The sequence below is a fragment of the Streptosporangium sp. NPDC050148 genome (genome assembly GCF_055586505.1).
Window position 1 is genome coordinate 248,102 of record NZ_JBVJIA010000008.1, and the last position, 21,676, is coordinate 269,777.

Sequence of the window (21,676 nt, forward strand, 5' to 3'; positions counted from 1 at the left end):
GGCTATCCCTTGCCCGGGTGCAGGGCTCCGCAGCCGCCGCAGGTGCGCGCCTTCTCGTCGTCGTAGAACGCCTGGAAGATCGGCGGCAGGTCGGTCACGATGTTCCGGACCTGCAGTTCCACCTCGTGGACCACGGCGCTGCACTCGGGGCAGTACCACAGGAACCTCTCCAGCACTCCCTCCGGCCGGATCCGCTCCACCACCAGGCCGACGGAGCCCTCCTCGGGACGCTGCGGCGAGTGCGGGGTGTTCGCCGGGAGCAGCCACATCTGGCCCTCGCGGACGTGCACGGTCTCCGGCCCCTCCGGCGTCATGACGTTGACGTGCATGTTGCCGCGGATCTGGTAGAAGAGCTCCTCGTACGGGTCGATGTGGAAGTCGGTCCGCGCGTTCGGGCCGCCGACGACCATGACGATGAAGTCGTCGCTGCGCTCGAAGACCATCTTGTTCCCCACCGGGGGCTTGAGCAGGTGGGCGTGCTCGTCGATCCATGCGGTGAAGTCGATGGGGCTGATCACGGGCGATCCTCCGGTCGGTGGGCGACGGCCTGAATCTCGATGAGCAGGTGCGGGTGCGGCAGCTCGCGGACGGCCACGGTCGTGCGGGCCGGGCCGCTCTCGTCGAAGTACTCCGCGTAGACGGCGTTGTAGCCGCCGAAGTCGTCGATGTTCACCAGGTACGTGGTGATCTGCACGAGGTTGCTCAGGTCGGCCCCGGCCGCCTTGAGGATGTCGCCGATGTTCTCTATCACGGCCCGGGTCTGCTCGGCGATGTCGAGCGTGATCTTGCCGGACGCGTCGGTCCGGACCCCGGCGATCGTGTCGTCCGGCCTGCGCGCGCTGGTGCCCGACACGTACAGGAAGTCACCCGCCCGCTTGACGTGCGGGAACCGGCCCCGGGGGACGGCCTTGCCGGGGACGACGAGTCCTTCGTTCATGGTGTGTCCCTTTCCTTCGCGGTGAACGAGACCGAGCCCAGGTGCTGGATCTCGGCCCGTACCCGCGCGCCCGGCAGGAGCGGCTCGGCGGGCGTGGCGGCTCCGGCGAGCAGGATCCACCCCTCCTCCAGGACCATTCCCACCTGAGCGGCCAGGCGCGCGGCCTCGGCCAGGGCTCGGCGCGGGTCCCCCAGGATCGCACCGGTCGACCCGGCGTGCACCACCCGGTCGTCGATCTCCAGGACGACGCCCAGGTTCCACCGGGACGGGTCGTGGGGCTGCCACGGGCCGACGGCGTACCCGGCGGCCGAGGTGTTGTCGGCGATCACGTCCGGCAGCGAGAAGCGGAAGTCCTCGTAGCGGGAGTCGATGACCTCGACGCCGACCGCGACGGCCGCGACGGCGTCCGGCGCGAGCGCGTCGGCGGGCGAGGCGATGCGCCGGCCCAGCAGGTAGACGATCTCCGGTTCCACCCTCGGGTGGACGAGGCCGGACACGTCCGCGGTCGAGCCGTCGGCGACGGCGGACGACGCGGGGAGGCGGCCGAAGATGACGTCGTGCACGCCCATCTGGCGGCGCTTGCCCTCGCTGGTGAAGCCCAGCTTCACCCCGGCGAGCCGGTCGCCCCGCTCCAGGCGGAGCCGGATCAGCTCCTCCTGGACGCGGTAGGCGTCGGCCACGTCGTAGTCCTGCTCGGGCCTGGGCACGGCGCGGCCGGTGCGGGCCGCCTCGTCCAGGACGGCCGCGAGCCGGTGCAGGTCGGTCATGCCCTCTCCTCCGAACGGGTGCCCGGCCCGGAGAGCACCGGGTCCGCCGGGCGCGCAGGTTCCCGCGGACCGGCCGCCCCGCCCGAACCCGCCGGGCTCCCCGGAGCCACCGAACCCGCCGGGCTCCCCGGAGCCACCGGACCCGCCGGGCTCCCCGGAGCCACCGGACCCGCCGGGGACGCCGGGCTCTCCGGGGCCGCCGAGCGGGCCAGGTCGAGTGCGATGTCCACGATCATGTCCTCCTGGCCGCCCACCATCCGGCGGCGGCCCGCCTCGGTCAGGATGGCCCTGGTGTCGACCCCGTGGCGCGTCGAGGCGGCCTCGGCGTGCCGCAGGAAGCTGGAGTACACCCCGGCGTAGCCGAGCGTCAGCGTCTCCCTGTCCACCCGGACCGGCCGGTCCTGCAGCGGCCTGACCAGGTCGTCGGCCGCGTCCATCAGGGCGTACAGGTCGCAGCCGTGCTCCCAGCCGGTCAGGTCGGCCACCGCGACGAACGCCTCGATCGGGCAGTTGCCCGCGCCCGCGCCCATCCCTGCCAGGGAGGCGTCCACCCGGCAGGCGCCGTTCTCCACCGCGACGACCGAGTTGGCCACGCCCAGCCCCAGGTTGTGGTGGGCGTGGATGCCGATCTCGGTCTCCTGGCGCAGCACCGAGCGGTAGGCCCGGATCCGCTCGCGCACCCCGTCCATGGTCAGCCTGCCGCCGGAGTCGGTCACGTAGACGCAGTGCGCGCCGTAGGACTCCATGAGCGCGGCCTGCCGGGCCAGCTCGTCGGCGGGGGCCAGGTGGGACATCATCAGGAACCCGGCCACGTCCATGCCGAGCTCGCGCGCGACCGAGATGTGCTGGGCCGAGACGTCGGCCTCGGTGCAGTGGGTGGCGATCCTCACCGAGGTGACGCCGAGGGCGTGGGCGCGCCTCAGGTCCCGGACGGTGCCGATGCCCGGCAGCAGCAGGGTGGTCAGCCTCGCCCGCCGTACGACCCCGGCGACCGCCTCGATCCACTCGTCGTCGGTGTGCGCGCCCACGCCGTAGCTGAAGCCGCCCCCGGCGAGGCCGTCGCCGTGCGCGATCTCGATGGCCGCCACCCCGGCGGCGTCGAGGGCCGCGGCGATGGCGGCGGCCTGGCCGACGGTGTAGCGGTGCCGGATGGCGTGCATGCCGTCCCGCAGCGTCACGTCCTGCACGTACAGCCTCATGCCCCCACCTCCGCGCCCCGCGTCGAGGCGGCGGCCGGGGCGACGGCGGTGACGGCCGGGGCGGTGGCGGCGGTGGCGGCGGTGGCCGGGGCGGCGAGGCGTTCGGCCGTGCGCAGTGCGGCCGAGGTCATGATGTCGAGGTTGCCGGCGTAGGCGGGCAGGTAGTGGGCGGCGCCCTCCACCTCCAGGAAGACGGTCACCTTGACGCCGCCGTCGCGGGTGCCGTCGGGCAGCGGCTCCCCGGCCCCGATCTCCTCGAACTGCACCTCCTGCTTGAGCCGGTAGCCCGGCACGTACGTCCTGACCTGTTCCACCATGTCCAGCACCGCCCCGGTCACGGCGGCCTCGTCGCAGTCGCCGACCAGGCAGTAGACCGTGTCACGCATGATCAGCGGCGGCTCGGCCGGGTTGAGCACGATGATCGCCTTGCCCCTGGCGGCCCCGCCGACCCGCTCGATCGCGCGGGCGGTCGTCTCGGTGAACTCGTCGATGTTGGCCCGGGTGCCCGGACCGGCCGACCGGGACGCGATCGAGGCGACGATCTCGGCGTACCGGACGGGCGTCCGCGAGGCGACCGCCGCCACGATCGGGATCGTGGCCTGCCCCCCGCAGGTGACCATGTTGAGGTTCGGCTCGGCCAGGTGGGCCTCCAGGTTGACCGAGGGCACCACGTAGGGGCCGATCGCGGCCGGGGTCAGGTCGACGACCCGCTTGCCGTGCGCGCGCAGCACCCGGTCGTTGTGCCGGTGCGCCCCGGCCGAGGTCGCGTCGAGGACCACGTCCACCTCGCCGAACCCGGGCAGCGCCACCAGCCCCTCGACGCCCTCGCTGGTCGTGGCGAGGCCGCGGCGGCGGGCGCGGGCCAGGCCGTCGGAGTCCGGGTCGATGCCGGCCATCGCGACCACCTCGACCTTCTCCGAGAGCAGGGCCTTGAACATCAGGTCGGTGCCGATGTTCCCGGAACCGATGATCGCGACTTTCACGAGAAGACCGTCCTTACCGACCCCAGGCCGTCGATGTGCACCTCGAAGGTGTCGCCGGGTTCGACGTCCACCACCGGGCCGAGCGCTCCGGTGAGCACGACGTCCCCGGCGCCCAGCGAGAAGTCCGTGCGGCCCAGCGCGTCGGCCAGCCAGACCGCGGCGTTCAGCGGATGCCCCATGCAGGCGGCGCCCGCGCCGGTGGAGACCTCCTGGCCGCGCCGGCTCATGGTCATCCCGGCCAGGCGCAGGTCCAGGTCGCGCAGGCCGACCGGGGTGTTGCCGAGGACGAACGCGCCGCTGGAGGCGTTGTCGGCGACCGTGTCGACGAGCGTGATGTCCCAGCCCGCGATGCGGCTGTCGACGATCTCGATGGCGGGCAGCACGAAGTCGACCGCGCGGATGACGTCCGCGACGGTGAACGGGCCGCCCTCCAGGTCCCTGCCCAGGACCAGCGCGATCTCCGCCTCCACCCGGGGCTGCAGGAAGCGGTCGACCGGGACGGTCAGGCCGTCCAGGTAGGCCATGTCGGCGAAGAGCATCCCGTAGTCCGGGCTGTCCACGCCGAGCTGGCGCCGCACCGCCTGCGAGGTCAGGCCGATCTTCCTGCCCACCGGGCGGCGCCCCTGCTCCAGCGCCCGCCTGGTGTTGACCTCCTGTACGGCGTACCCGACGGCCTCGGCGTTCCCGGCCGGGAGCATGTCGCGCACCGGGGGGCACGGTTTGCCGCTCCGGGCCGCCTCCAGCAGCCGGTCGGCCGCCTCGGCGTACACGTCGGTGGCCTCGCTCCACTCAGTCATGTTCGGGCTCCAGCTTGATGGTGATCGTGGTGGGCTCGGAGTAGAAGTCCAGGGAGCGCGTGCCGCCCTCGCGGCCGATGCCCGACAGCTTCACCCCGCCGAACGGGGTGCGCAGGTCGCGCAGGTACCAGGTGTTGACCCAGACCAGGCCGGCCTCCAGCGACTGCGCGACCCGGTGGGCGCGGCTCAGGCCGGAGGTCCACACGGTCGCCGCCAGGCCGTACTCGCTGTCGTTGGCCAGCGCAACGGCCTCGGCCTCGGTGTCGAACGGCGCGACGTGGCAGACCGGGCCGAAGATCTCCTCCCGGTTCACCCGGGAGTCGTGCGGCAGGCCGGTCAGCACGGTCGGCTCGACGTAGTAGCCGCCGTCGCGGTCGTCGCCGAACGTCGGCACCCCGCCGCCGGCGCGGATCTCGGCGCCCTCGCGCGCGGCCAGCTCGTAGTAGGAGAGCACCTTGTCGCGGTGCTCGGCGGAGATCATCGGCATCATGGTGGCGTCGGGGTCGGTGGGGCGGCCGAACCGCAGCCGCCCGGCCCGGCGGGCCAGCCGCTCGGTGAACTCCTCGAAGACGGGCCGCTGCACGTAGAGCCGCTCGGTGCACAGGCACACCTGGCCGCCGTTGGTGAAGACCGACCGCACGCTCCCCTCGACCGCGGCGTCCAGGTCGGCGTCGGCGAAGACCAGCCCGGCGTTCTTGCCGCCCAGCTCGAACGAGACGGGCTTGACCCGGTCCGCCACCGCCTTCATGATCGCCGATCCGGTGCGGCTCTCCCCGGTGAAGGTGACCGCGTCCACACCCGGGTGCTCCACCAGGAACTCCCCGGCCGATCCGGCTCCGAAGCCGTGCACGACGTTGAGGACGCCCGGCGGCAGCCCGATCGAGGCGGCGATCTCGGCGAGCACCGCCATAGAGCCGGGGGTGTGCTCCGACGGCTTGACCACGACGGTGTTGCCCGCCACGAGCGCCGGCCCGAGCTTCCAGGTCGCCAGCAGGAACGGCAGGTTCCACGGCACGATCACCGCGACCACCCCCAGGGGCCTGCGCACGGTGTAGCTCAGCACGTCCGTCAGGTGGAACGCGTTCTCCGGATGCTGGGCCGCGATCTCGGCGAACGACCGGAAGTTGGCGGCGCCGCGCGGGATGTCCAGGGTGCGGGCCTGGGCGACCGACTTACCGGTGTCGGCGATCTCCGCGGCCACCAGGTCCTCGAACCGCTCCTCGATCGCGTCGGCGAGGCGGCGCATCCAGGCGGCGCGCCCGGCCACCGGCAGCGCCGCCCACCCGGGCAGGGCGGCGCGGGCCGCGGTCACCGCGCGGTCGACGACCGCCCGATCCGCCTCCCGGACCTCCCGGACGGCCGACCCGGTCACCGGGTCGTACACGGTGAACGTCGCTCCCTCGGCGACCGGCACCCCACCGATGAAGTGGTCGACCTGGTCGGACACGGCTGCTCCCTGGGGATCGCGTTTTCATGAGGTCACTACGTACGGGTATAGAGCGGAAGGCCGCACATAGGCAACAATGCGTTCCGTGAGACGGAACCCCGACCGGCTCTCCATGCTGGAGAAGTCATGGCTCGTCCTCGACGCGTTCCGCCCCACGGGAGGACCCCTGCGGCTGAGCGACGTCACCGAGCGCTGCCACCTGCCCAAGACCACCGCCTTCCGGCTCCTCACCGAGCTGACCGAGATCGGTGCGATCACCCGCCGCCCGGACGGCTACTACCTCGGCCGCCGGCTCTTCGAGCTCGGAAGCATCGTGCCCGGGGAACGCGACCTGAGACACGCGGCCCTGCCCTTCATGCACGATCTGTACGAGGCCACCCACGAGACCGTCCACCTGGGGGTGCGCGACGGCCTGGACGTGGTCTACGTCGAGAAGATCCAGGGCCAGGAGGCGTTCGCGCTGCCGTCCCGCGTCGGCGGTCGTCTCCCGCTGACCTGCACCGGCATCGGCAAGGCCCTGCTGGCCTACTCCGGTCCCGAGCTGATCGAGGAGGTCCTCGGCCGTCCGCTGCGCCGGCTCACCCCGCACTCGATCGTCGACCCGCGGCGGCTGGAGGAGGCCCTCGGCCAGGTCCAGGCCTCGGGACTGGCGTACGAGCGCGAGGAGGCCCAGGCGGGCGGCGCCTGCATCGCGGCCCCGGTGTTCGGCGACGGCGTGGCCGTGGCCGCGCTCTCGGTCTCGGTCCCGCTGGCCCGCTTCCACCCGGCCCGGCTGGCCCCCGCGGTCAAGGCCGCCGCCCTGGGCATCTCCCGCGCCCTGGCCAGGACCATCTGACGGCCCGCGGGCTCGCGCGGCGGGGCCCCACATCTGTCCGCGCCCGGCGGGTATGCGATTCACTGCTCGTTGACGATTCCGGACCCGCCAGGAGGATTCTCGTGGAAGCTCGCACCGAGACGGTCACCGTCACCGACGGCTCGTTCGATCTGCATCTCTGGCTGCCCCCGAGCGGCCGGGGACCGGTCGTCCTGCTGGTCCAGGAGATCTTCGGGGTCGGGCCGTACATCAGGAAGGTCGCCGAGGACCTGGCGGCGCTCGGGTACGTCGTCGGCGCCCCCGACATGTTCTGGCGGATGCGGCCCAACTGGGTCGCCGAGCACGACGAGGCCGGCACGGCCAGGTCGATGGAGATGGGCGGCGCGTTCGACATGCCCCAGGGGGTGGCCGACGCGGCGATGGCCCTGGCGCACCTGCGGAAGCTGCCCGAGGCCGCCGAAGGGTCGGCGGTGGTCGGGTTCTGCCTGGGCGGTTCGATCGGCTACCTCCTCGCGGCCACGATGGAGGTGGGCACGGTCGTGTCGTTCTACGGCTCCGCCGTGCCGGAGGCCACGGGCATGATGGAGAAGATCACCGGTCCGCTCCTGCTCGTCTTCGGCGGTTCGGACCCCTTCATCCCGCGTGAGCAGGTCGCCGCGGTGGAGGAGGCCGCGGCCGGGCGGCCGAACGTCGAGATGTACGTCGCCGAGCAGGCCGGTCACGCCTTCCACAACCACGAGGCCCCGCGGTTCCACGACCCCGTGGCGGCGGAGGCCGCCTGGGCGCGGACCGTGGCCTTCCTCGGCCGCCACCTGAACCCGGACTCCCCGTGGACGTCCACCCCGGAGCCGGACGCCCGGCCCTGAGGCCACAGCCCGCCCTGGGTCGCCCCGCCCCGGCCGTGAGGCACCCGCCCGGCCCTGAAGCACCGCCCGGCCCTGGGTCACCCGTTCGGCCCTGCGCCGGCTGGGGGAAAGCGGCCCTGGGGAAGGCGGCCCGGGAAAGGCCGCCGGAGAAGACGGCCGTCGGCTCCGGGAGCCCCGAACGACCTTCGAGGGCTCCGGAGCCGGCGGAAGGTCCTCCCAAGGCCCCCGGAAGCCCCCGGAAGGCCACCGGAAGCCCTCGGGAGCCTCCGGGAGGCCACCGCGGGCCCTTGCCGGAAGGTCACCTTCCCGTACCCCCGCCGTTCGCCGGACCGTCCCGCGGACCGGCATCATCGCCTCATGTACCAGACGTGGCAGATGTGGGGAGACGTCGTCGTGGCGACCCTCCTCGCGGTCCCGGTGGCCGTCGTGGCCGTCCGCCTTCTCGCGCTCCGCCGCGCCCGCGCGGGTCACCCCCACCCCGTCCGCACCGCCCTGGCCGACGTGGTCGCGACGGCCGGGACCGCCCCCTGGATCTGGATGATCCTCACCCCCGCCCCGGGTCCCGGCGGTGTCAGCCCGATCCCCTTCGCGGACCTGCGGACGGTCCTCGACGGGCCGCCACAGACGGCGTCGGTGCAGGTCGGAGGCAACCTTCTGGTCCTCGCCGCGCTCGGCGCCATGCTCCCGGTCCGCTCGGCGCGGTTCGCCTCACCCGCCGGGGTCGGGGCCGTTGCGGCGGTGGCGGCGACCGCGTCCCTCACCGTGGAGACGCTCCAGTACGTCCTGAGCCTGGGGCGGGTCAGCTCCGTCGACGACGTGATCGTCAACACGGCGGGGGCCGTCGTGGGCGCCCTCGTCACGCGACGATGGTGGGCGGTGCGGATACCGGCCGGGACCGTTCCACGGTAACGGTCCGGGAAAACCCGTGGAGATCGCCACAGGGGCACGATTCTCCCAAAAGAAGCACGTTACCAACCTCTGTATCTGTGCGATCGTGGACAAGGCGGGGCAAGTTCTCTGGAGACGCCAAACCCGGTTGGTGACAGAGGGTGATCGAACGTGCAGCAGTCCCCGGTACCTCCCGAGCCCCCGATCTATCGGCGCATCGCCGACGGGCTTCGCCAAGCGATCCTGTCCGGTGATCTCCGAGACGGGGATCGGCTTCCGGGCGAGAACGCCCTGATGGCCACGCACGGCATAGCCCGTGCGACCGCCAGACAGGCTCTTTCCGTACTGATCAACGAAGGACTGGCCGTCCCCAAACGCGGGTCGGGGGTGTACGTCAGGCAGTTCCGCCCCATCAGGCGGCACGGCTCCCGGCGGCTCTCCCGAGACGGCTGGGGGCGCGGCGAGGCCATCTGGGACTCCGACACCAGGGGCCGCCCCTACACGGTGGACGAGGTGGAGATCGACAGGGAGACGGCCGAGGAGGCCGTGGCCCGGGTCCTGGGCGGTCCCGAGGTGTGGGTCCGCAGGCGCCGCTACTCGGTGGACGGGCGGCCGGTGCAGATCTCGGTCTCCCACTTTCCCGCCGGACTGGTCGAGGGGAGCGCCATCACCCGGCCGGACACCGGAGCGGGGGGCGTCTACGCGCGCCTGGGCGAGCTCGGACACCTTCCGGCGCACTTCACCGAGGAGATCCGTGCACGGATGCCCCATCCGCACGAGACCGTCCTGCTCGACCTGCCCGCGGGCACCCCGGTCATCGCCATCGCCCGGGTCGCCTACACGGCCGAGGGCACGGCGGTCGAGGTGAACGAGATGGTGCTGGACGCCGCTTCTTACGTACTTCAGTACGACTTCGACGCATAGATCAAGACCGTCCGTCAACCGATAGGTTGACCTGTCCCCCGCGATCATTGATTTCTCTAGAGAACTGCCTCACCGTCGAAGGTGGAACGTCGAACGGGCGGACCTGGGCGCGGGGAAGGTGCACGGATGTCTTTCGACCGACATCTCGCGGAGATCGCCCGGGAGTTTCCCGACTGGACGATCTGGCGGAGCGACGCGGGCAGGTGGTGGGCGACCCGCCACCACCCGCTGACCTCCGCCCAGCGTGACATCGGCTGCGCGATGACCATCGACGCGGACGATCCGGAAGGGCTGCGCGAGCAGCTCCTCGAACAACGGGAACGTTCCGGCGGAACAGGGCCGGTGACGGAGACCTGAAGACCGCCCGGTGCCGGGATGAGCGGATCCGATGCGGTCCCGGCGCCGGGCCCCCAATCGCGGAAGCCCCCGACCCGATCGGGGGCGGGGGCTTCCGCTCAGTGACCCGGTGATCCGACGCCTCGACGCCCCGGGGACCCGGCGGTCACCCGCCGCGGCCCCCTTCCGGACGAGCCGCTACCTGCGCGGGTTCGCGTACCGCTGGTTCCTGCGCCCGGGCGCGGGAGCGATCACCGTGTCGGCGCCGGCGTCGGGACCCACGTCGCCGTCGGTCCCCGTCCCGGTCCCGGCCTGCGTCTCGTTCTGTGTCCCGTTCTGCGTCTCGTTCTGCGTCTCGGCCTCCGTCCCGGTCCGCGTCCCGGCTTCCGGACCGGTGGCGGCGTCGGCCCCCTTGTCGGCGTACGGGTCGGCGTGCCGCTCACCGGAACGCTCATCCCCGGTGGGGGCCGCGTCCCTGGCGGGGAGGTCGTCGTCCACGATCACGCGGACGGACTCGTAGTCGGGCGAGGCGTCGGCCGGGTCGCCGTCCCCGGCCGCGTTCCCGGGGCCGTTCCCGGCCGTCCGGGCGGAGCCGTCCCCTGCCTCGTGATCGGAGCCGGTCCGTCCGGACCCGCGTCCCGGCCCGGCGCTCCCGGGACCCTCGTCACCCGGCCCGTCACCGCCGGGTCCGGCGTCCCCGGCAGGCTTCCCCGCGCCGCCGGGCCCGGTCGCCGTCCCGTCGTCGGCCCCGGTCCCGCCCGGGGTCTCCGCGGAGGGCTCACCAGAGGCCGCGCCGGAGGCTCCGGCGACCCGACCGGCGGAGGTCCCGGCCGCCACGTCCGCGGAGGGCTCGCCAGGGGCCTCACCAAAGGCCCGGCCGGAGCCGTCGAAGGTGCCGTCCGTCCCCTCCCGGTCTCCCTGGTCACCCTGGTCACCGGGGACGGCCGGGGCGGCGGGAGCGGCCAGCGCGGGCTGGACCCGGGCCGGGGGCAGCACGGCGTCCTCGTCGATCAGCGGCCCGGCGCTGCCCTCGCGGTGCAGCAGGTCGCCCAGGACGGCGCCCATCTCGTGCAGGCGGCGCATGACCTCGTGGTGGGTGTCGGTGAGGTACACCACCCGGCGGCCGGTGGTCTCGTCCAGCACGGCGGCGCGCCGCTGGGCCGCCGAGAGCGTGGACTGCGCCTCGGTGTCGGCGGCCAGCACGGCCGCCCGCGCCTCGGCGTGCGCGGCGGCCAGCGTGGACTCGGCCTCGGCGCGGGCGCCCTCCACCGTCCGCTCGGCCTCGCTCCTGGCCGAGGTGACCATCCGCTCGGCCTCGTCGCGGGCGCCGCGCAGCGTCTCCTCGGCCTCGGCACGGGCCGCGTTCAGCGTCTCCTCGGCGTCGCTCCCGGCCTGGGAGAGCATCTGCTCGGCCGCGGCGGTGGCCTCGGCCACCCGGCGCTCGGCCTCCTGCTGGGCGGCGTTCAGGATGCCCTCGGCCCGCTCCTGCGCGGAGGTGAGCAGCCGCTCGGACTCGGTGGCGGCCTCCTCCCTGACCCGGGCGGCCTCCGCCTCGGCGACCTGTTTCTTGGAGGCGGCCTCCTCCTCGCCCAGCTTCAGGATCTGGCTGAGCCGCTCGCCGAGCTCGTCGTAGCCCTGCGGGGCGTCCGAGATCCTCCGGCGGGCCTCGGCCAGCTCCATCCGGCTCTGCTCGACCTGCTCGGCGGCGTGCGCGAGCCGCTGCTCGAGCTCGCGGATCTGGTGGCGGTGCCGGTCCATGTAGTCGTGGACCTGGCGACGGCTGTAACCGCGCATGACGACCTCGAACGAGTCCTCATGCATCAGGTCGGGAAAGCTCTCGTGCTGATTTGTCATGGCACTGCCCGTGGAGATCGTGTGGCGGAAAAGGAGACGTCAGGACACGACTTTCCTGCTTAACGCCCTCGTCCGCAACCTGAACGCTCCGCTGTCCGCCGAAACACCGGACAAATCCCTCCCCCCGTACCATCGCTCCCATGACCTCTGCGCCCTACGTCGCCGCGCTCGGCGACGACGCCGCCCCGCTGATCCACCCGGACGCCTACGTCGCCCCCGGGGCGGTGGTCGTCGGCAGGGTCCGGCTCGGCCGGGCCGCCAGCGTCTGGTACGGCTCGGTGCTCCGCGGCGAGGACGAGGACGTCGAGGTCGGCGAGGAGTGCAACGTCCAGGACCTGTGCTGCCTGCACTCCGACCCGGGCGAGCCCGCGGTGCTGGAGCCCCGGGTGAGCCTGGGGCACAGGGCCATGGTGCACGGGGCGTACGTGGAGACCGGCGCCCTCGTGGGCATCGGCGCGATCGTGCTGGGCGGCGCCAGGATCGGCGCGGGGACGCTGGTCGCGGCGGGCACCGTGGTCCCGCCCGGCAAGCGGATCGCGGCGGGGGTGCTGGTCGCGGGCGTGCCGGCGAGGGTCGTCCGCGACCTCACCGACGACGACCGCGCCCTGTTCGCCGAGACGGCGGCCCGCTACGTCGACAAGGCCGCCCGCCACCGGGCCGCCGTCCCCCTGCCTCAGGCCTGACCCCGCCCGCCCCTCGCCGGCCCGACCCTGCCCCTCACCGGCCTGGCTCCGCCCCCCCTCTCGGGCGGTTCCGTCCGGCGGCCGGGCCGGGTCGTACGATCGGTGCAGGCCCGCTCGGGGGATCGCGGGACCGCAGACCACCTGACCGAAGGGAGGCAGGGGCGTCCCGCCCGCGGCCGAGGCCGGGGCCCGCCCCGGAACGCCCATGACCGGCATGTGGCAGTGGGACGGGTTCGACGCCGTGGAGAACGACGTGCGGATCATGGTGACCGATCCCCGGTGGGCCGGGCTGCCGCCGTTCGCGCGCGCCCAGGCCCTGGCGGAGCGCACGCTGTCCACCCCCGACGGCGGACGCTGGCTGTTCGGCGCGCACGCCCGCTGGTACCGCCAGGACCCCGTCGACGGCCGCTGGTACCTGACCGCGCCCCCGGCCGACCGGGGCTTCCGCGCGGCGGCGCACCGGTCGCGGTCCTCCTCGGCGATCCTGCCGCACCTGATCCCCACCGGCCTCGACTTCACCGTGGACCGCGGGTCGGTCCAGGGCTTCGTCGGCCCCGACGTGCCGTACGAGATCACCGAGCGGGTCCGCGAGCTGGTGATCGCCCAGCGCGGCAGGCGCCGGGAGGACTTCCCGCTCACCGTGCCGTTCACCGGGCTGTTCGCGCCGGAGGTGGCCAGTCCCGTCGCGGCGATCTGGGGCACGCTCATGTGGTGCGCCTACGCCCCGGCCTTCGACGGCAACGAGGTGCTGCTGTCGATGTTCGGGGAGTTCCTGGCCCGCCCGCTCCCGGGCGACGAGTGGGTCCGCTGGCTGCCGCCGACCCCGCTGGACGATCTGGTCGCGCTCTACGGCGAGCGGGTCAGGGCCGCCCATCCCGAGGCGGGCCTGCGGCTGGTCGCGCTGATGGCCGACACCGCGGCCTCCGTCCGTGGCGACCGGCGGTTCGGCCCGCGGGCGGACGCCCTGCTGTGCATGCTCCAGCCGCTGCTCCGGCGGGCCTGCCAGGACCCCGTCCTGGCCCACCACGGCGACGAGGCGGTGCGGGACGCGTGGCTGGCGCGCTGCCCGTCCCATGTGACGCTGCCCGACGCCCTCCCCGGCGAGCACCTCCAGCACATGATCTACGACCTGGTCGGGACGCTGGGCTTCGTCGCGCCGATGGGGGCCGATCCCCGGGCGGTGGCCGCCTCGCTGCTCGCCGCGGACCTGGCGGCCTGTGCCCCACGGGCGGCCGACGGGCTCTACCCGTGGCTGGACCCGGAGCTGCGGCACATCCTGCACGTGGTGCTCACCGACGCCTCGCATCCGCTGCGGGGGTGCTGGCCGCGCTCGGGGGAGCTGCCGTCGGCGCTGCACCCGCCGGACCGGGCCACCGCCGCGGCCCTGCTCGGCGCCGCCTACGCCACCGGGCTCGCCTGGTGCCGTCTCACCGGCACCCAGGTACCGGAGCGTGGGTTCGCGACGGCCTCGGCCGTGGTGCACCGGCTGACGCACGAGCGGGACGACCCCGTCCCGGGAGCCTCGGGAACCCATCCCCGTCACTTCTGACACGCGCCCGTAGGCTTAAACCACAAATATAGTTATTTTATCCTTACTGCCCCTATATCCTTCTCGCCCCGTATGCATCAGACAATTGGCTGAATTGTGATCTCGTAATCGGGAAATGATCCTCCTTGAGGACGCATCGGGCGGGGCGAGGAATGGTCCCGATGGGCCATGGGCACCGATGACCGCCCGCCGTAACCTCGAAGTGGGTGTGGGCTGCGGAAGGAAGGACGACGCGGTGGGGCACGACGACCTGGACTCTAGGGTCCACGACCGTGTCGCGTTGGACGAGATCGCGCTCTATGCCGAGGTGCTGTCCGCCGTCGCGATCAGCGAACGGCCCCTCACCTTGGTGGAGCTCGACAACGCGCTCGGGTTGAGCGCCTCGGCTGTCTGCTGAGGCCACGGCAGGAACGGTTTCCGAGACCTGGTCCCGGACCCTTCAACGGGGTCCGGGACGCGGTCGGAAAAGATAGTCATGTGACTAGTCACGAACGGACGAGCCGGGCGATCGCGGCCGAGGCCTCCTTCACCTTCTCCTGAGCCTCCGGCCCTCCCGCCTCGATCGCTCCGGTGACGCAGTGCCCGATGTGGTCCTCCAGGAGTCCGAGCGCCACCGCCTGGAGAGCCCGGGTGGCGGCCGAGACCTGGGTCAGCACGTCGATGCAGTAGGCGTCCTCCTCGACCATCCGCTGAAGGCCCCTGATCTGCCCCTCGATACGCCGCAGGCGGGTCAGGTACGCCTGCTTGTCACCGCTGTACCCATGCATGTCCCAACGGTACCCGCGTCAGGCGGGGCGGGAAGTGGCCGCGAACAGTTTCTCCCACCGCTCCGCCACCGAGGGTGCCCCGTACGTCGTCGCGGCCTCCAGGGCGCCCGCGGAGAGCGTCCTGCGCCGCCGCTCGTCGTCGATGAGGGTCAGCAGCGCCGAGGCGTACGCCTCGATCTCGCCCTCCCCCTCGGCGACCAGCACGCCGCTGCGGCCGTCGGTCACGAACTCCCCCGGCCCGCGCGGGCTGTCGAACGCGATCACCGGCACCCCGCTGGCCATCGCCTCGATCACGGTCATGCCGAGCACCTCGGTCCTGGAGGTGGTCGCCACGATCGAGGCCTTGGCGAACTCACCGGTCAGGTCGGAGGTCGTGCCCATGAAGTACACGTGGTTGTGCAGGTCCAGGTCCCCGACCAGGGCGCGCAGCCGCTTCTCCTCGGGCCCTCCGCCGTACAGGCGCAGCCGCCAGTCGGGGCGCTTGCCGGCGACGACGGCGAACGCCCGGATCAGCCGGTCGTGGGCCTTGACCGGGACCAGGCGCCCGCCCGCGGCGACGATGCGGTTGTCCATCCGCGAGCGCGGCCACGGCCCCGCGGGCAGCGCGTCCGGGATCGCGGTGACCGGGACGGTCCCGGCCAGCAGCCCGTCCCACTCCTGCCTGGCCGTCTCCGTGGAGGTCACCACCGCGTCCAGGCGCGGGTAGAACCTCTTGATCGGACCGGGTACGGGTGGACGTCCCCACTCGCGGGCGACGCGCAGCAGGGAGCGCGGCGCGTGCCGGGCGACCTGGACGCTCAGCCCGGGACGGGTGCTGACGATCACGTCGGCCCTCAGGCCCCGCAGTCGTCGCCACAGGGCGACCTCGGCGCGCATCCGGCCCCCCGGGAGCAGATGCCTCACCCCGGGCCTGCCGTCGACCACCCAGGACAGCTCGACGCCGGACGCCACCGGGAAGAACGGCCTCTCCCGGTGGCGGCGGACGCTGATGATCTCCACGTCGTGACGTTCTGCCAGCTCCCCCGCGAGGTTGACGATCGAGCGGACGTCACCGCGCATCCCGTACGCGGAGGGGACGAGCAGGCAGATCCTCACCCGCCGACCTCGATCCGCAGTTCGTCGTCGGCGGTGTAGCAGGGACGGATCGGCACCCCGTCGATCTGCGCCGCCGGGTAGTGCAGCCGCCGGCGTTTGCCGTCGACGTCGTCCAGCCGGGAACCCAGCCGGAGCGGGGTGGAGACGCCGCGCACCCGCAGGGAGGGCTCCCAGGTGCCGGTCTGGCCGGGTGCGGCGGCGATCACGTCGCAGAGCGAGAGCGCGGCGTGGAAGCGGACCCCCTGGACCGTTGCAACCGATGTCAGCTCGGCGTCGGGCCGGCTGCGGTGCAGGGTGAGCCGGGCGTCGTGCCGGGACTCGTCGTCCTCCAGCCCGGTGAAGGCCAGCAGCCCGGTCACCTCGAAGCGGCCCTCCCGGAACCAGACCGACCTGACCTCGGCCGTCGGCCGGGCGTCGTCGATCTTCAGCGCCAGGAAACCGTTACGGGTCCGGTACGCGCGGTAGGCCAGCGTGCGCCGGCTCAGCGCGTACGCCTCCAGGTGGTCGAGGGAGAAACCGGGGTCGACGCTGCGCAGGCGGGTGCGCGAGGAGCCCTGCTGCAGGTAGGTGTCCCAGCGGCCGGGGCCGAGGTCCAGCGGCGCGAGCGAGACCGCGAGCGCGGCGTCGCGCACCTCGGCCCCCGGTCCGCCCAGCGGCACCCGGCTCTCGGCCAGGGTGGCCCGGTTGCGCAGGACCAGCTCGGCGCCTTCGGCCAGCGGTTCGTCGACGGCCAGCCGAAGTGAGAGAACGTCGGCCAGGGTAACCTCGGCATCGCTGACGACGACGGGCATCGTCGAGCCCCCTCCCCGTTGAATGAGCCACGCGACGTTGAGGCTACCGTGATTTTCCCGTTATGTGGAGAAAGGTTTTTGGACCTTCCCCTCTTTTCCAGGACACTTGACCAAATGTCAGATACGAACCGTTGAAATGGCTCGTATCTGACATCACAGGGACGGTCAGGACGCCTCGACGGGCTGGCCCTTGATCGATTTGATCAGCAGCTGGGAGACGTCGACGACCTCCAGCGTCTCCTTGGCCTCGCCGGTGTTCTTCTTCTCGTTGATCGAGTCGCCGAGCATCACCAGGCAGAACGGGCACGCCGTGGAGATGGTGTCGGGCTCGGTGGTCAGCGCCTCGTCCACCCGCTCGGTGTTGATGCGCTTGCCCAGCCGCTCCTCCATCCACATCCGCGCGCCGCCCGCGCCGCAGCAGAAACCCCGGTCCTTGTGGCGGTGCATCTCCTGGGTCTGCACCCCGGGCACCTTGGCCATGATGTCGCGCGGCTGGGAGTACACCTTGTTGTGGCGGCCCAGGAAGCACGGGTCGTGGTAGGTGATCTTCTCCTCGATCGGGGTGACCGGCACCAGCCTGCCCTCGTCCACCAGCCTCGCCAGCAGCTGGGTGTGGTGCACGACCTCGTAGGTCCCGCCGAGCTGCGGGTACTCGTTGGCCAGGGTGTTGAAGCAGTGCGGGCAGGTCGCGACGATCTTCTTGGCCCCCACCTCGTTCAGCGTCTCGATGTTCTGCTTGGCCAGCATGTCGAACAGGTACTCCATGCCCAGGCGCCGGGCAGGGTCCCCGCTGCAGGCCTCCATCGGGCCGAGCACCGCGAACCTCACCCCGGCGACGTGCAGCAGCTCCGCGACCGCCTTGGTGGTCTTCTTGGCCCGGTCCTCCAGGGCACCGGCGCAGCCGACCCAGAACAGGTACTCGACGTCCTCGTCCAGCTTCTCGTCGACCAGGGTGACCTCGATGGGGTCGACCTCGCGCCCGGCGAGCTCCTCGATCCAGTCGGCCCGCTTGGTCTCGGCCATCCCCCAGGGGTTGCCCTTGTTCTCCAGGTTCCTGACCATGACGCCGGCCTCGGAGGGGAAGTTCGACTCCACCATCGCCTGGTAGCGGCGCATGTCCAGGATGTGGTCGATGTGCTCGATGTCGACCGGGCACTGCTCGACGCAGGCTCCGCAGTTGGTGCAGGACCACAGCACGTCGGGGTGGATGACGCCGTCCTCGCCGACCAGCGGCTTGTCCAGCAGGGCCAGCACGTCCTCGTGCAGGTCGGCGCGCTGCTCCTGGGTGGCCGACAGGTACGGCGCGACCTTGAAGGCGTGGTCGCGCTGCTGGAGGATGAGCATCTTCGGCGAGAGCGGCTTGTCGGTGTTCCAGGCCGGGCACTGGTCCTGGCAGCGGCCGCACTCGGTGCAGGTGTAGAAGTCGAGGAAGCCCTTCCACGGGGTGTCCTCGATCTTGCCCCGGCCGAGCCGGTCACCGTCGAGCTCCTCGTCCTCGAAGTCCACGACCTTGCCGTCGATCCGCAGCGGCTGGGCCGGGCCGTTGCCGTTCGGGCGCCGGGAGAAGGCCACGTTCAGCGGCGCGGTGAAGATGTGCAGGTGCTTGGAGTTCACCACGATGACCAGGAAGACCAGCATCACGCCGATGTGCAGCAGCAGGCCGACGTGCTCGAGCGTCTCGTTGGCCGAGGCGCCCAGCGGCCGCAGCAGGGCGGCCGTCGCGTCGGAGGCGAACGCCCCCGAGGCGTAGGGGAGGTTGCCGGTGTTGGCCGCGGCGCCACGGAAGAGGAACATCGTCCAGATCACGTTGAAGATCATGAACAGGACGAGCCAGGCACCGCCCAGGTGCGAGCCGGAGAAGCGCGACCTGCGGCCCAGCCTCTTGGGCGAGTTCCTGATCCTGATGACCGCGAAGGCGATCAGGCCGCACAGGGCCGCGACCGCGATGAAGTCCTGCAGGAAGCCCAGCACCGGCCACGTCCCCACCAGCGGGATGTGGAAGTCCGGGGTGCCGGTGATCGCGCCCTGGATCAGCGCGCCGTAGGCCTCCAGGTAGACGGTCGCCAGGATGAAGAACGCCCACATCACGAAGAAGTGCGCGGCGCCGGGCGCCGTCCACTTCAGCAGCTTGCGCTGGCCGAAGACCTCGACGAGCTGGGCCTTGATCTCCTCCCCGAGGTGGTTCCTGGCGTACTCGACGCGTTCGGGCGCGGGTGGCCCGACGGTGGCGAGCCGGTACAGGAACAACACGCGGCGCGCGGCAAGCGCGACCGCGACGGCTGTCATGACCAGCCCGATGATCGCTACCCAGAGCACGGGTCCTCCCACAGACGGCGTTGGCTGCCAGCGTACGACCGCCGGTCACCCATGATGACGACGGGTCCCCACGAATCCTACCCACGAGTAACTTACCCGCGCGCAGCACCCGGGCCGACCGTGGTCACCCTATGGCCGACCCAATGCCCAGAACAATGCTCTGTACGCCTCCGGACGGTACCGAAGTGATCACTACGGCCGCGCCGGGTCGAGGTAACGCTGGATCGTGGGAGCGAGCAGCTCCACCAGGTCCTCGACGTCGGTGGAGGCCAGCGGCTCCAGCTTGAGGACATAGCGCACCAGCACCACGCCGAACAGCTGGGCGAAGGCCGCCTCCATCCGCAGCGGCGGGATCTGGAGCAGCTCCGCGACCCGGTGCAGCAGCGCCCGCGTCATGAACTCGCGGATCATGACGACCATCTGGTCGTTGGTCATCGCGGTCCGCACCAGCGCCAGCAGCGGCTGGCGGGCCGCGGCGTCCGAGGTGATCGTCAGGATGAGCCTGGTCAGCCGCTCGCCGACCTCGTCGCGCGGACCCGCCAGGATCGCCGCGACGACGTTCTCCGGGTTGATCGGCAGCTCCATCGCCGCGACGAAGATGCCCTCCTTGCCGGCGAAGTAGTGGTGGACCAGCGCCGGGTCCACCCCGGCCTGGCGGGCGATGCCCCGCACGGTCGCCTTGTCGAACCCCTTCTCCGCGAAGATCTCGCGTGCCGCCGCCAGGATCTGCCCCCGCGTGTCGGCCGACCCCGGCCTGCGCCCCGGCCTCCTCCTCGCCGCGTTCCCGCCGTTCCCGCCGAGTGCGTCCGCCGCGTCCGGCGCGCCGGACGCGGCGGGCTCGCTCACGACGGGCTCGCTCATGCGCTGGTGGAGGCGGCCAGGTGCAGCCGGGCGAAGGCCAGCGCCTCGGCGAGGTCGTCGATCCGCTCGCTGCGGCTGGCCGCCTTGCGCGTGTTGATCTCCAGCACCACCAGCCCGGAGTAGCCGTTGCCCGCCATCCGCTCCAGGATCGGCGCGCACGGCTGGGTGCCCCGCCCCGGAACCAGGTGCTCGTCCTTGTTCGGCACGCCCACGCCGTCGGCCAGGTGCAGGTGGGCGAGCCGGTCGCCGAGCTTGGTGAACATCTCCAGGGCGTCGGACCCGGACACCGCCGTGTGCGAGAGGTCCAGCGTGACCTGGGGGAAGTCGTGGTCGACCGGGTTCCAGTCGGGGGAGTAGGGGACGACCTCGTTGCCCCTGGCCTTGAGGGGGAACATGTTCTCCACCGCGAACACCACGTCGGTCTCCTCGCGCATCCTGGCCAGGCCGATCTCGAAGTCCCTGGCGTAGTCCCGCTGCCAGCGGAACGGCGGATGCACCACGACCGTGCGGGCGCCGACCCGCTCGGCCGCACGCTGGGCGCGCTCCAGCTTGGCCCAGGGGTCCTTGCCCCAGACCCGCTGCGTCACCAGCAGGCACGGCGCGTGGATGGCCAGGATCGGCATCTGGTAGTGGTCCGACAGCCGCTCCAGGACGTCGACGTCCTGGCTCACGGGGTCGGCGCCCACCATGATCTCCACACCGTCGTACCCCAGGCGCGCGGCCAGCTCGAAGGCGTCGGGGGTACGTTCGGGGTACACCGACGCGGTGGACAGCGCGATCTTCGCACTGGATACACGGACGCTCATACCGCTTCCTCGTCTCCGGCTCGGAGCACACGCTCGCGAACACCGCTGGGCCGACCGGCCCGCTCGCTCATGTCGCTCACCTTTGCCAGCCTAAGCGGGTCCGGAGAGCGGTGCTGTACGCCGCCGCCCGACGCGTCCGGGATCACACCGTTACGGTGAGGGCATGCCGAGGTACGCCAAGGGCGCCATCCCCAGCCCCAACATCTGGAACACGCCCCGGACCTACGAGCTGGAGAACCGGGCGGTGGACCCCGAGGGCCGTGCCGAGGCCGCGATGGCGGCCATCCGGCCCTGGCGCGGGGCGACGGTCCTGGACATCGGCTGCGGCACCGGCTACCACCTGCCCTCCCTGGCCGCCACCGCCGCCCGGGTCGTCGGCGTCGAACCGCACGAGGACCTGGTAGGTCTGGCCGGCCGCCGGTGCCGCTCGCTGCCGAACGTGGAGGTCCGCGTGGGCACCGCCCAGGCGCTCCCGCTGCCGGACGCGAGCGTGGACGTGGCCGTCGCCCGCTGGGCCTACTTCTTCGGACCCGGCTGCGAGCCCGGCCTGGCCGAGCTCTCCCGGGTGCTGCGGCGCGGCGGCGCGGCCTTCGTCGTCGACGTCGACGCCGGTCGCGGCGCCTTCGGCCGCTGGTTCTCGCGGTCGATCCCCTCCTACTCGGCCAGGTCCGTCGAGGAGTTCTGGAGCCGCCAGGGCTGGCAGGCCGCCGAGCTGGACCTGAACATGCGCTTCGAGCGCCGCGCCGACCTGGAGGCGGTGCTCCGCATCGAGTTCACCCCCGCGGTCGCCGAGCAGGCCATCGCGGAGACCGACGGCCTGGAGATCGCCTACCCCAACGTGCTGCGCTGGAAGCTGTTCTGAGCCGTTCCCCGCGGATCCCGTCGCCCTCCTGAGGCGATCCGGGAACCTCCCCGCGGGGCGTGCGGGAACCGTCCGGGAACAACGCGTGGCGGCTTGACCTTGACGCTGGTGTCACGGTTTATCGTCGTCCCATC

General features: G+C 72.3%; 22 protein-coding genes. 8 read left to right on the forward strand and 14 right to left on the reverse strand.

The genetic code is table 11. The features are described from left to right. Nucleotides 1-2: 2 nt before the first annotated feature. From ACZ6RT_RS11940 to ACZ6RT_RS11970, 7 genes are read right to left on the reverse strand one after another with little or no spacing between them, the layout of a single operon-like run. Nucleotides 3-518 (reverse strand): 3-hydroxyanthranilate 3,4-dioxygenase, encoded by a 516-nt coding sequence (locus ACZ6RT_RS11940; protein ID WP_399189855.1) that lies wholly within the window; start codon nt 516-518, stop codon nt 3-5. Beyond that, nucleotides 515-937 (reverse strand): RidA family protein, encoded by a 423-nt coding sequence (locus tag ACZ6RT_RS11945; RefSeq protein WP_399189857.1) that lies wholly within the window; start codon nt 935-937, stop codon nt 515-517. Before ACZ6RT_RS11945 ends, ACZ6RT_RS11940 begins: the two co-directional genes overlap by 4 nt. Next, on the reverse strand, nt 934-1,704 hold the full coding sequence (locus tag ACZ6RT_RS11950) for a 2-keto-4-pentenoate hydratase (protein ID WP_399189859.1): 771 nt from the start codon (nt 1,702-1,704) through the stop codon (nt 934-936). Before ACZ6RT_RS11950 ends, ACZ6RT_RS11945 begins: the two co-directional genes overlap by 4 nt. After that, nucleotides 1,701-2,903, reverse strand: coding sequence for a 4-hydroxy-2-oxovalerate aldolase (gene dmpG, locus ACZ6RT_RS11955; RefSeq protein ID WP_470153327.1), 1,203 nt, complete (start codon nt 2,901-2,903; stop codon nt 1,701-1,703). The genes ACZ6RT_RS11950 and dmpG overlap by 4 nt, the downstream gene beginning before the upstream one ends. After that, nucleotides 2,900-3,886, reverse strand: coding sequence for an acetaldehyde dehydrogenase (acetylating) (locus tag ACZ6RT_RS11960; protein WP_470153329.1), 987 nt, complete (start codon nt 3,884-3,886; stop codon nt 2,900-2,902). Before ACZ6RT_RS11960 ends, dmpG begins: the two co-directional genes overlap by 4 nt. Then, nucleotides 3,883-4,683 carry a 2-keto-4-pentenoate hydratase gene (locus ACZ6RT_RS11965; protein ID WP_470153331.1) on the reverse strand — a complete coding sequence of 267 codons (801 nt, stop codon included), beginning with the start codon at nt 4,681-4,683 and terminating at the stop codon, nt 3,883-3,885. The genes ACZ6RT_RS11960 and ACZ6RT_RS11965 overlap by 4 nt, the downstream gene beginning before the upstream one ends. Continuing rightward, complete coding sequence (locus ACZ6RT_RS11970) at nt 4,676-6,130, reverse strand: 2-hydroxymuconic semialdehyde dehydrogenase (RefSeq protein WP_470153333.1); 1,455 nt, start codon at nt 6,128-6,130, stop codon at nt 4,676-4,678. The genes ACZ6RT_RS11965 and ACZ6RT_RS11970 overlap by 8 nt, the downstream gene beginning before the upstream one ends. A gap of 76 nt (nt 6,131-6,206) precedes the next feature. On the opposite strand from ACZ6RT_RS11970, the gene ACZ6RT_RS11975 reads away from it, so the two are divergent. The 5 genes from ACZ6RT_RS11975 (at nt 6,207) to ACZ6RT_RS11995 (ending at nt 9,979) form a co-directional block, all read left to right on the forward strand. Next, nucleotides 6,207-6,965 (forward strand): IclR family transcriptional regulator, encoded by a 759-nt coding sequence (locus tag ACZ6RT_RS11975; RefSeq protein WP_470153334.1) that lies wholly within the window; start codon nt 6,207-6,209, stop codon nt 6,963-6,965. A gap of 101 nt (nt 6,966-7,066) precedes the next feature. After that, nucleotides 7,067-7,810, forward strand: coding sequence for a dienelactone hydrolase family protein (locus tag ACZ6RT_RS11980; protein ID WP_470153336.1), 744 nt, complete (start codon nt 7,067-7,069; stop codon nt 7,808-7,810). A gap of 357 nt (nt 7,811-8,167) precedes the next feature. Then, nucleotides 8,168-8,719, forward strand: coding sequence for a VanZ family protein (locus ACZ6RT_RS11985; protein ID WP_399189870.1), 552 nt, complete (start codon nt 8,168-8,170; stop codon nt 8,717-8,719). 150 nt (nt 8,720-8,869) lie between these two features. Continuing rightward, nucleotides 8,870-9,622 (forward strand): GntR family transcriptional regulator, encoded by a 753-nt coding sequence (locus ACZ6RT_RS11990; RefSeq protein ID WP_344893040.1) that lies wholly within the window; start codon nt 8,870-8,872, stop codon nt 9,620-9,622. 126 nt (nt 9,623-9,748) lie between these two features. After that, nucleotides 9,749-9,979, forward strand: a complete 231-nt coding sequence (locus ACZ6RT_RS11995) for a hypothetical protein (protein ID WP_399189872.1) — start codon at nt 9,749-9,751, stop codon at nt 9,977-9,979. Nucleotides 9,980-10,156: 177 nt separating this feature from the next. Here ACZ6RT_RS11995 and ACZ6RT_RS12000 read toward each other — a convergent pair whose 3' ends face one another. After that, a complete protein-coding gene (locus ACZ6RT_RS12000; protein WP_470153339.1) occupies nt 10,157-11,812 on the reverse strand; it encodes a hypothetical protein in 1,656 nt (551 codons plus the stop codon). A gap of 140 nt (nt 11,813-11,952) precedes the next feature. Between ACZ6RT_RS12000 and ACZ6RT_RS12005 the strand changes: the two genes are divergently transcribed. After that, entirely contained in the window at nt 11,953-12,495 is a 543-nt protein-coding gene (locus ACZ6RT_RS12005) for a gamma carbonic anhydrase family protein (protein ID WP_399189876.1), read from the forward strand. A 205-nt stretch (nt 12,496-12,700) separates the two neighbouring features. Continuing rightward, complete coding sequence (locus ACZ6RT_RS12010) at nt 12,701-14,044, forward strand: hypothetical protein (protein ID WP_470153342.1); 1,344 nt, start codon at nt 12,701-12,703, stop codon at nt 14,042-14,044. 485 nt (nt 14,045-14,529) lie between these two features. Here the strand turns inward: ACZ6RT_RS12010 and ACZ6RT_RS12015 are convergent, their stop codons facing one another. From ACZ6RT_RS12015 to ACZ6RT_RS12040, 6 genes are all read right to left on the reverse strand, one after another. Then, nucleotides 14,530-14,811 carry a metal-sensitive transcriptional regulator gene (locus ACZ6RT_RS12015; protein ID WP_344893025.1) on the reverse strand — a complete coding sequence of 94 codons (282 nt, stop codon included), beginning with the start codon at nt 14,809-14,811 and terminating at the stop codon, nt 14,530-14,532. 18 nt (nt 14,812-14,829) lie between these two features. Then, entirely contained in the window at nt 14,830-15,906 is a 1,077-nt protein-coding gene (locus tag ACZ6RT_RS12020) for a glycosyltransferase (RefSeq protein ID WP_470153344.1), read from the reverse strand. Next, entirely contained in the window at nt 15,903-16,697 is a 795-nt protein-coding gene (locus tag ACZ6RT_RS12025) for a hypothetical protein (RefSeq protein WP_399189883.1), read from the reverse strand. Before ACZ6RT_RS12025 ends, ACZ6RT_RS12020 begins: the two co-directional genes overlap by 4 nt. A gap of 165 nt (nt 16,698-16,862) precedes the next feature. Further along, complete coding sequence (locus tag ACZ6RT_RS12030) at nt 16,863-19,013, reverse strand: (Fe-S)-binding protein (protein WP_470153347.1); 2,151 nt, start codon at nt 19,011-19,013, stop codon at nt 16,863-16,865. 192 nt (nt 19,014-19,205) lie between these two features. Then, complete coding sequence (locus ACZ6RT_RS12035) at nt 19,206-19,874, reverse strand: TetR/AcrR family transcriptional regulator (RefSeq protein WP_470153349.1); 669 nt, start codon at nt 19,872-19,874, stop codon at nt 19,206-19,208. After that, entirely contained in the window at nt 19,871-20,680 is an 810-nt protein-coding gene (locus tag ACZ6RT_RS12040; protein WP_399189889.1) for a sugar phosphate isomerase/epimerase family protein, read from the reverse strand. Before ACZ6RT_RS12040 ends, ACZ6RT_RS12035 begins: the two co-directional genes overlap by 4 nt. A 163-nt stretch (nt 20,681-20,843) precedes the next feature. On the opposite strand from ACZ6RT_RS12040, the gene ACZ6RT_RS12045 reads away from it, so the two are divergent. After that, entirely contained in the window at nt 20,844-21,542 is a 699-nt protein-coding gene (locus tag ACZ6RT_RS12045; protein WP_470153351.1) for a class I SAM-dependent methyltransferase, read from the forward strand. The last annotated feature ends 134 nt before the right edge of the window (nt 21,543-21,676 follow it).

Excerpts from the sequence above, each read along its gene's own strand:
- ACZ6RT_RS11945 (WP_399189857.1), bottom strand. The coding sequence starts at position 937 with ATGAACGAAGGACTCGTCGTCCCCGGCAAGGCCGTCCCCCGGGGCCGG.
- ACZ6RT_RS11950 (WP_399189859.1), bottom strand. The coding sequence starts at position 1,704 with ATGACCGACCTGCACCGGCTCGCGGCCGTCCTGGACGAGGCGGCCCGC.
- dmpG (WP_470153327.1), bottom strand. The coding sequence starts at position 2,903 with ATGAGGCTGTACGTGCAGGACGTGACGCTGCGGGACGGCATGCACGCC.
- ACZ6RT_RS11965 (WP_470153331.1), bottom strand. The coding sequence starts at position 4,683 with ATGACTGAGTGGAGCGAGGCCACCGACGTGTACGCCGAGGCGGCCGAC.
- ACZ6RT_RS11975 (WP_470153334.1), top strand. The coding sequence starts at position 6,207 with ATGCGTTCCGTGAGACGGAACCCCGACCGGCTCTCCATGCTGGAGAAG.
- ACZ6RT_RS11985 (WP_399189870.1), top strand. The coding sequence starts at position 8,168 with ATGTACCAGACGTGGCAGATGTGGGGAGACGTCGTCGTGGCGACCCTC.
- ACZ6RT_RS11995 (WP_399189872.1), top strand. The coding sequence starts at position 9,749 with ATGTCTTTCGACCGACATCTCGCGGAGATCGCCCGGGAGTTTCCCGAC.
- ACZ6RT_RS12000 (WP_470153339.1), bottom strand. The coding sequence starts at position 11,812 with ATGACAAATCAGCACGAGAGCTTTCCCGACCTGATGCATGAGGACTCG.
- ACZ6RT_RS12005 (WP_399189876.1), top strand. The coding sequence starts at position 11,953 with ATGACCTCTGCGCCCTACGTCGCCGCGCTCGGCGACGACGCCGCCCCG.
- ACZ6RT_RS12010 (WP_470153342.1), top strand. The coding sequence starts at position 12,701 with ATGACCGGCATGTGGCAGTGGGACGGGTTCGACGCCGTGGAGAACGAC.
- ACZ6RT_RS12015 (WP_344893025.1), bottom strand. The coding sequence starts at position 14,811 with ATGCATGGGTACAGCGGTGACAAGCAGGCGTACCTGACCCGCCTGCGG.
- ACZ6RT_RS12025 (WP_399189883.1), bottom strand. The coding sequence starts at position 16,697 with ATGCCCGTCGTCGTCAGCGATGCCGAGGTTACCCTGGCCGACGTTCTC.
- ACZ6RT_RS12035 (WP_470153349.1), bottom strand. The coding sequence starts at position 19,874 with ATGAGCGAGCCCGTCGTGAGCGAGCCCGCCGCGTCCGGCGCGCCGGAC.
- ACZ6RT_RS12040 (WP_399189889.1), bottom strand. The coding sequence starts at position 20,680 with ATGAGCGTCCGTGTATCCAGTGCGAAGATCGCGCTGTCCACCGCGTCG.
- ACZ6RT_RS12045 (WP_470153351.1), top strand. The coding sequence starts at position 20,844 with ATGCCGAGGTACGCCAAGGGCGCCATCCCCAGCCCCAACATCTGGAAC.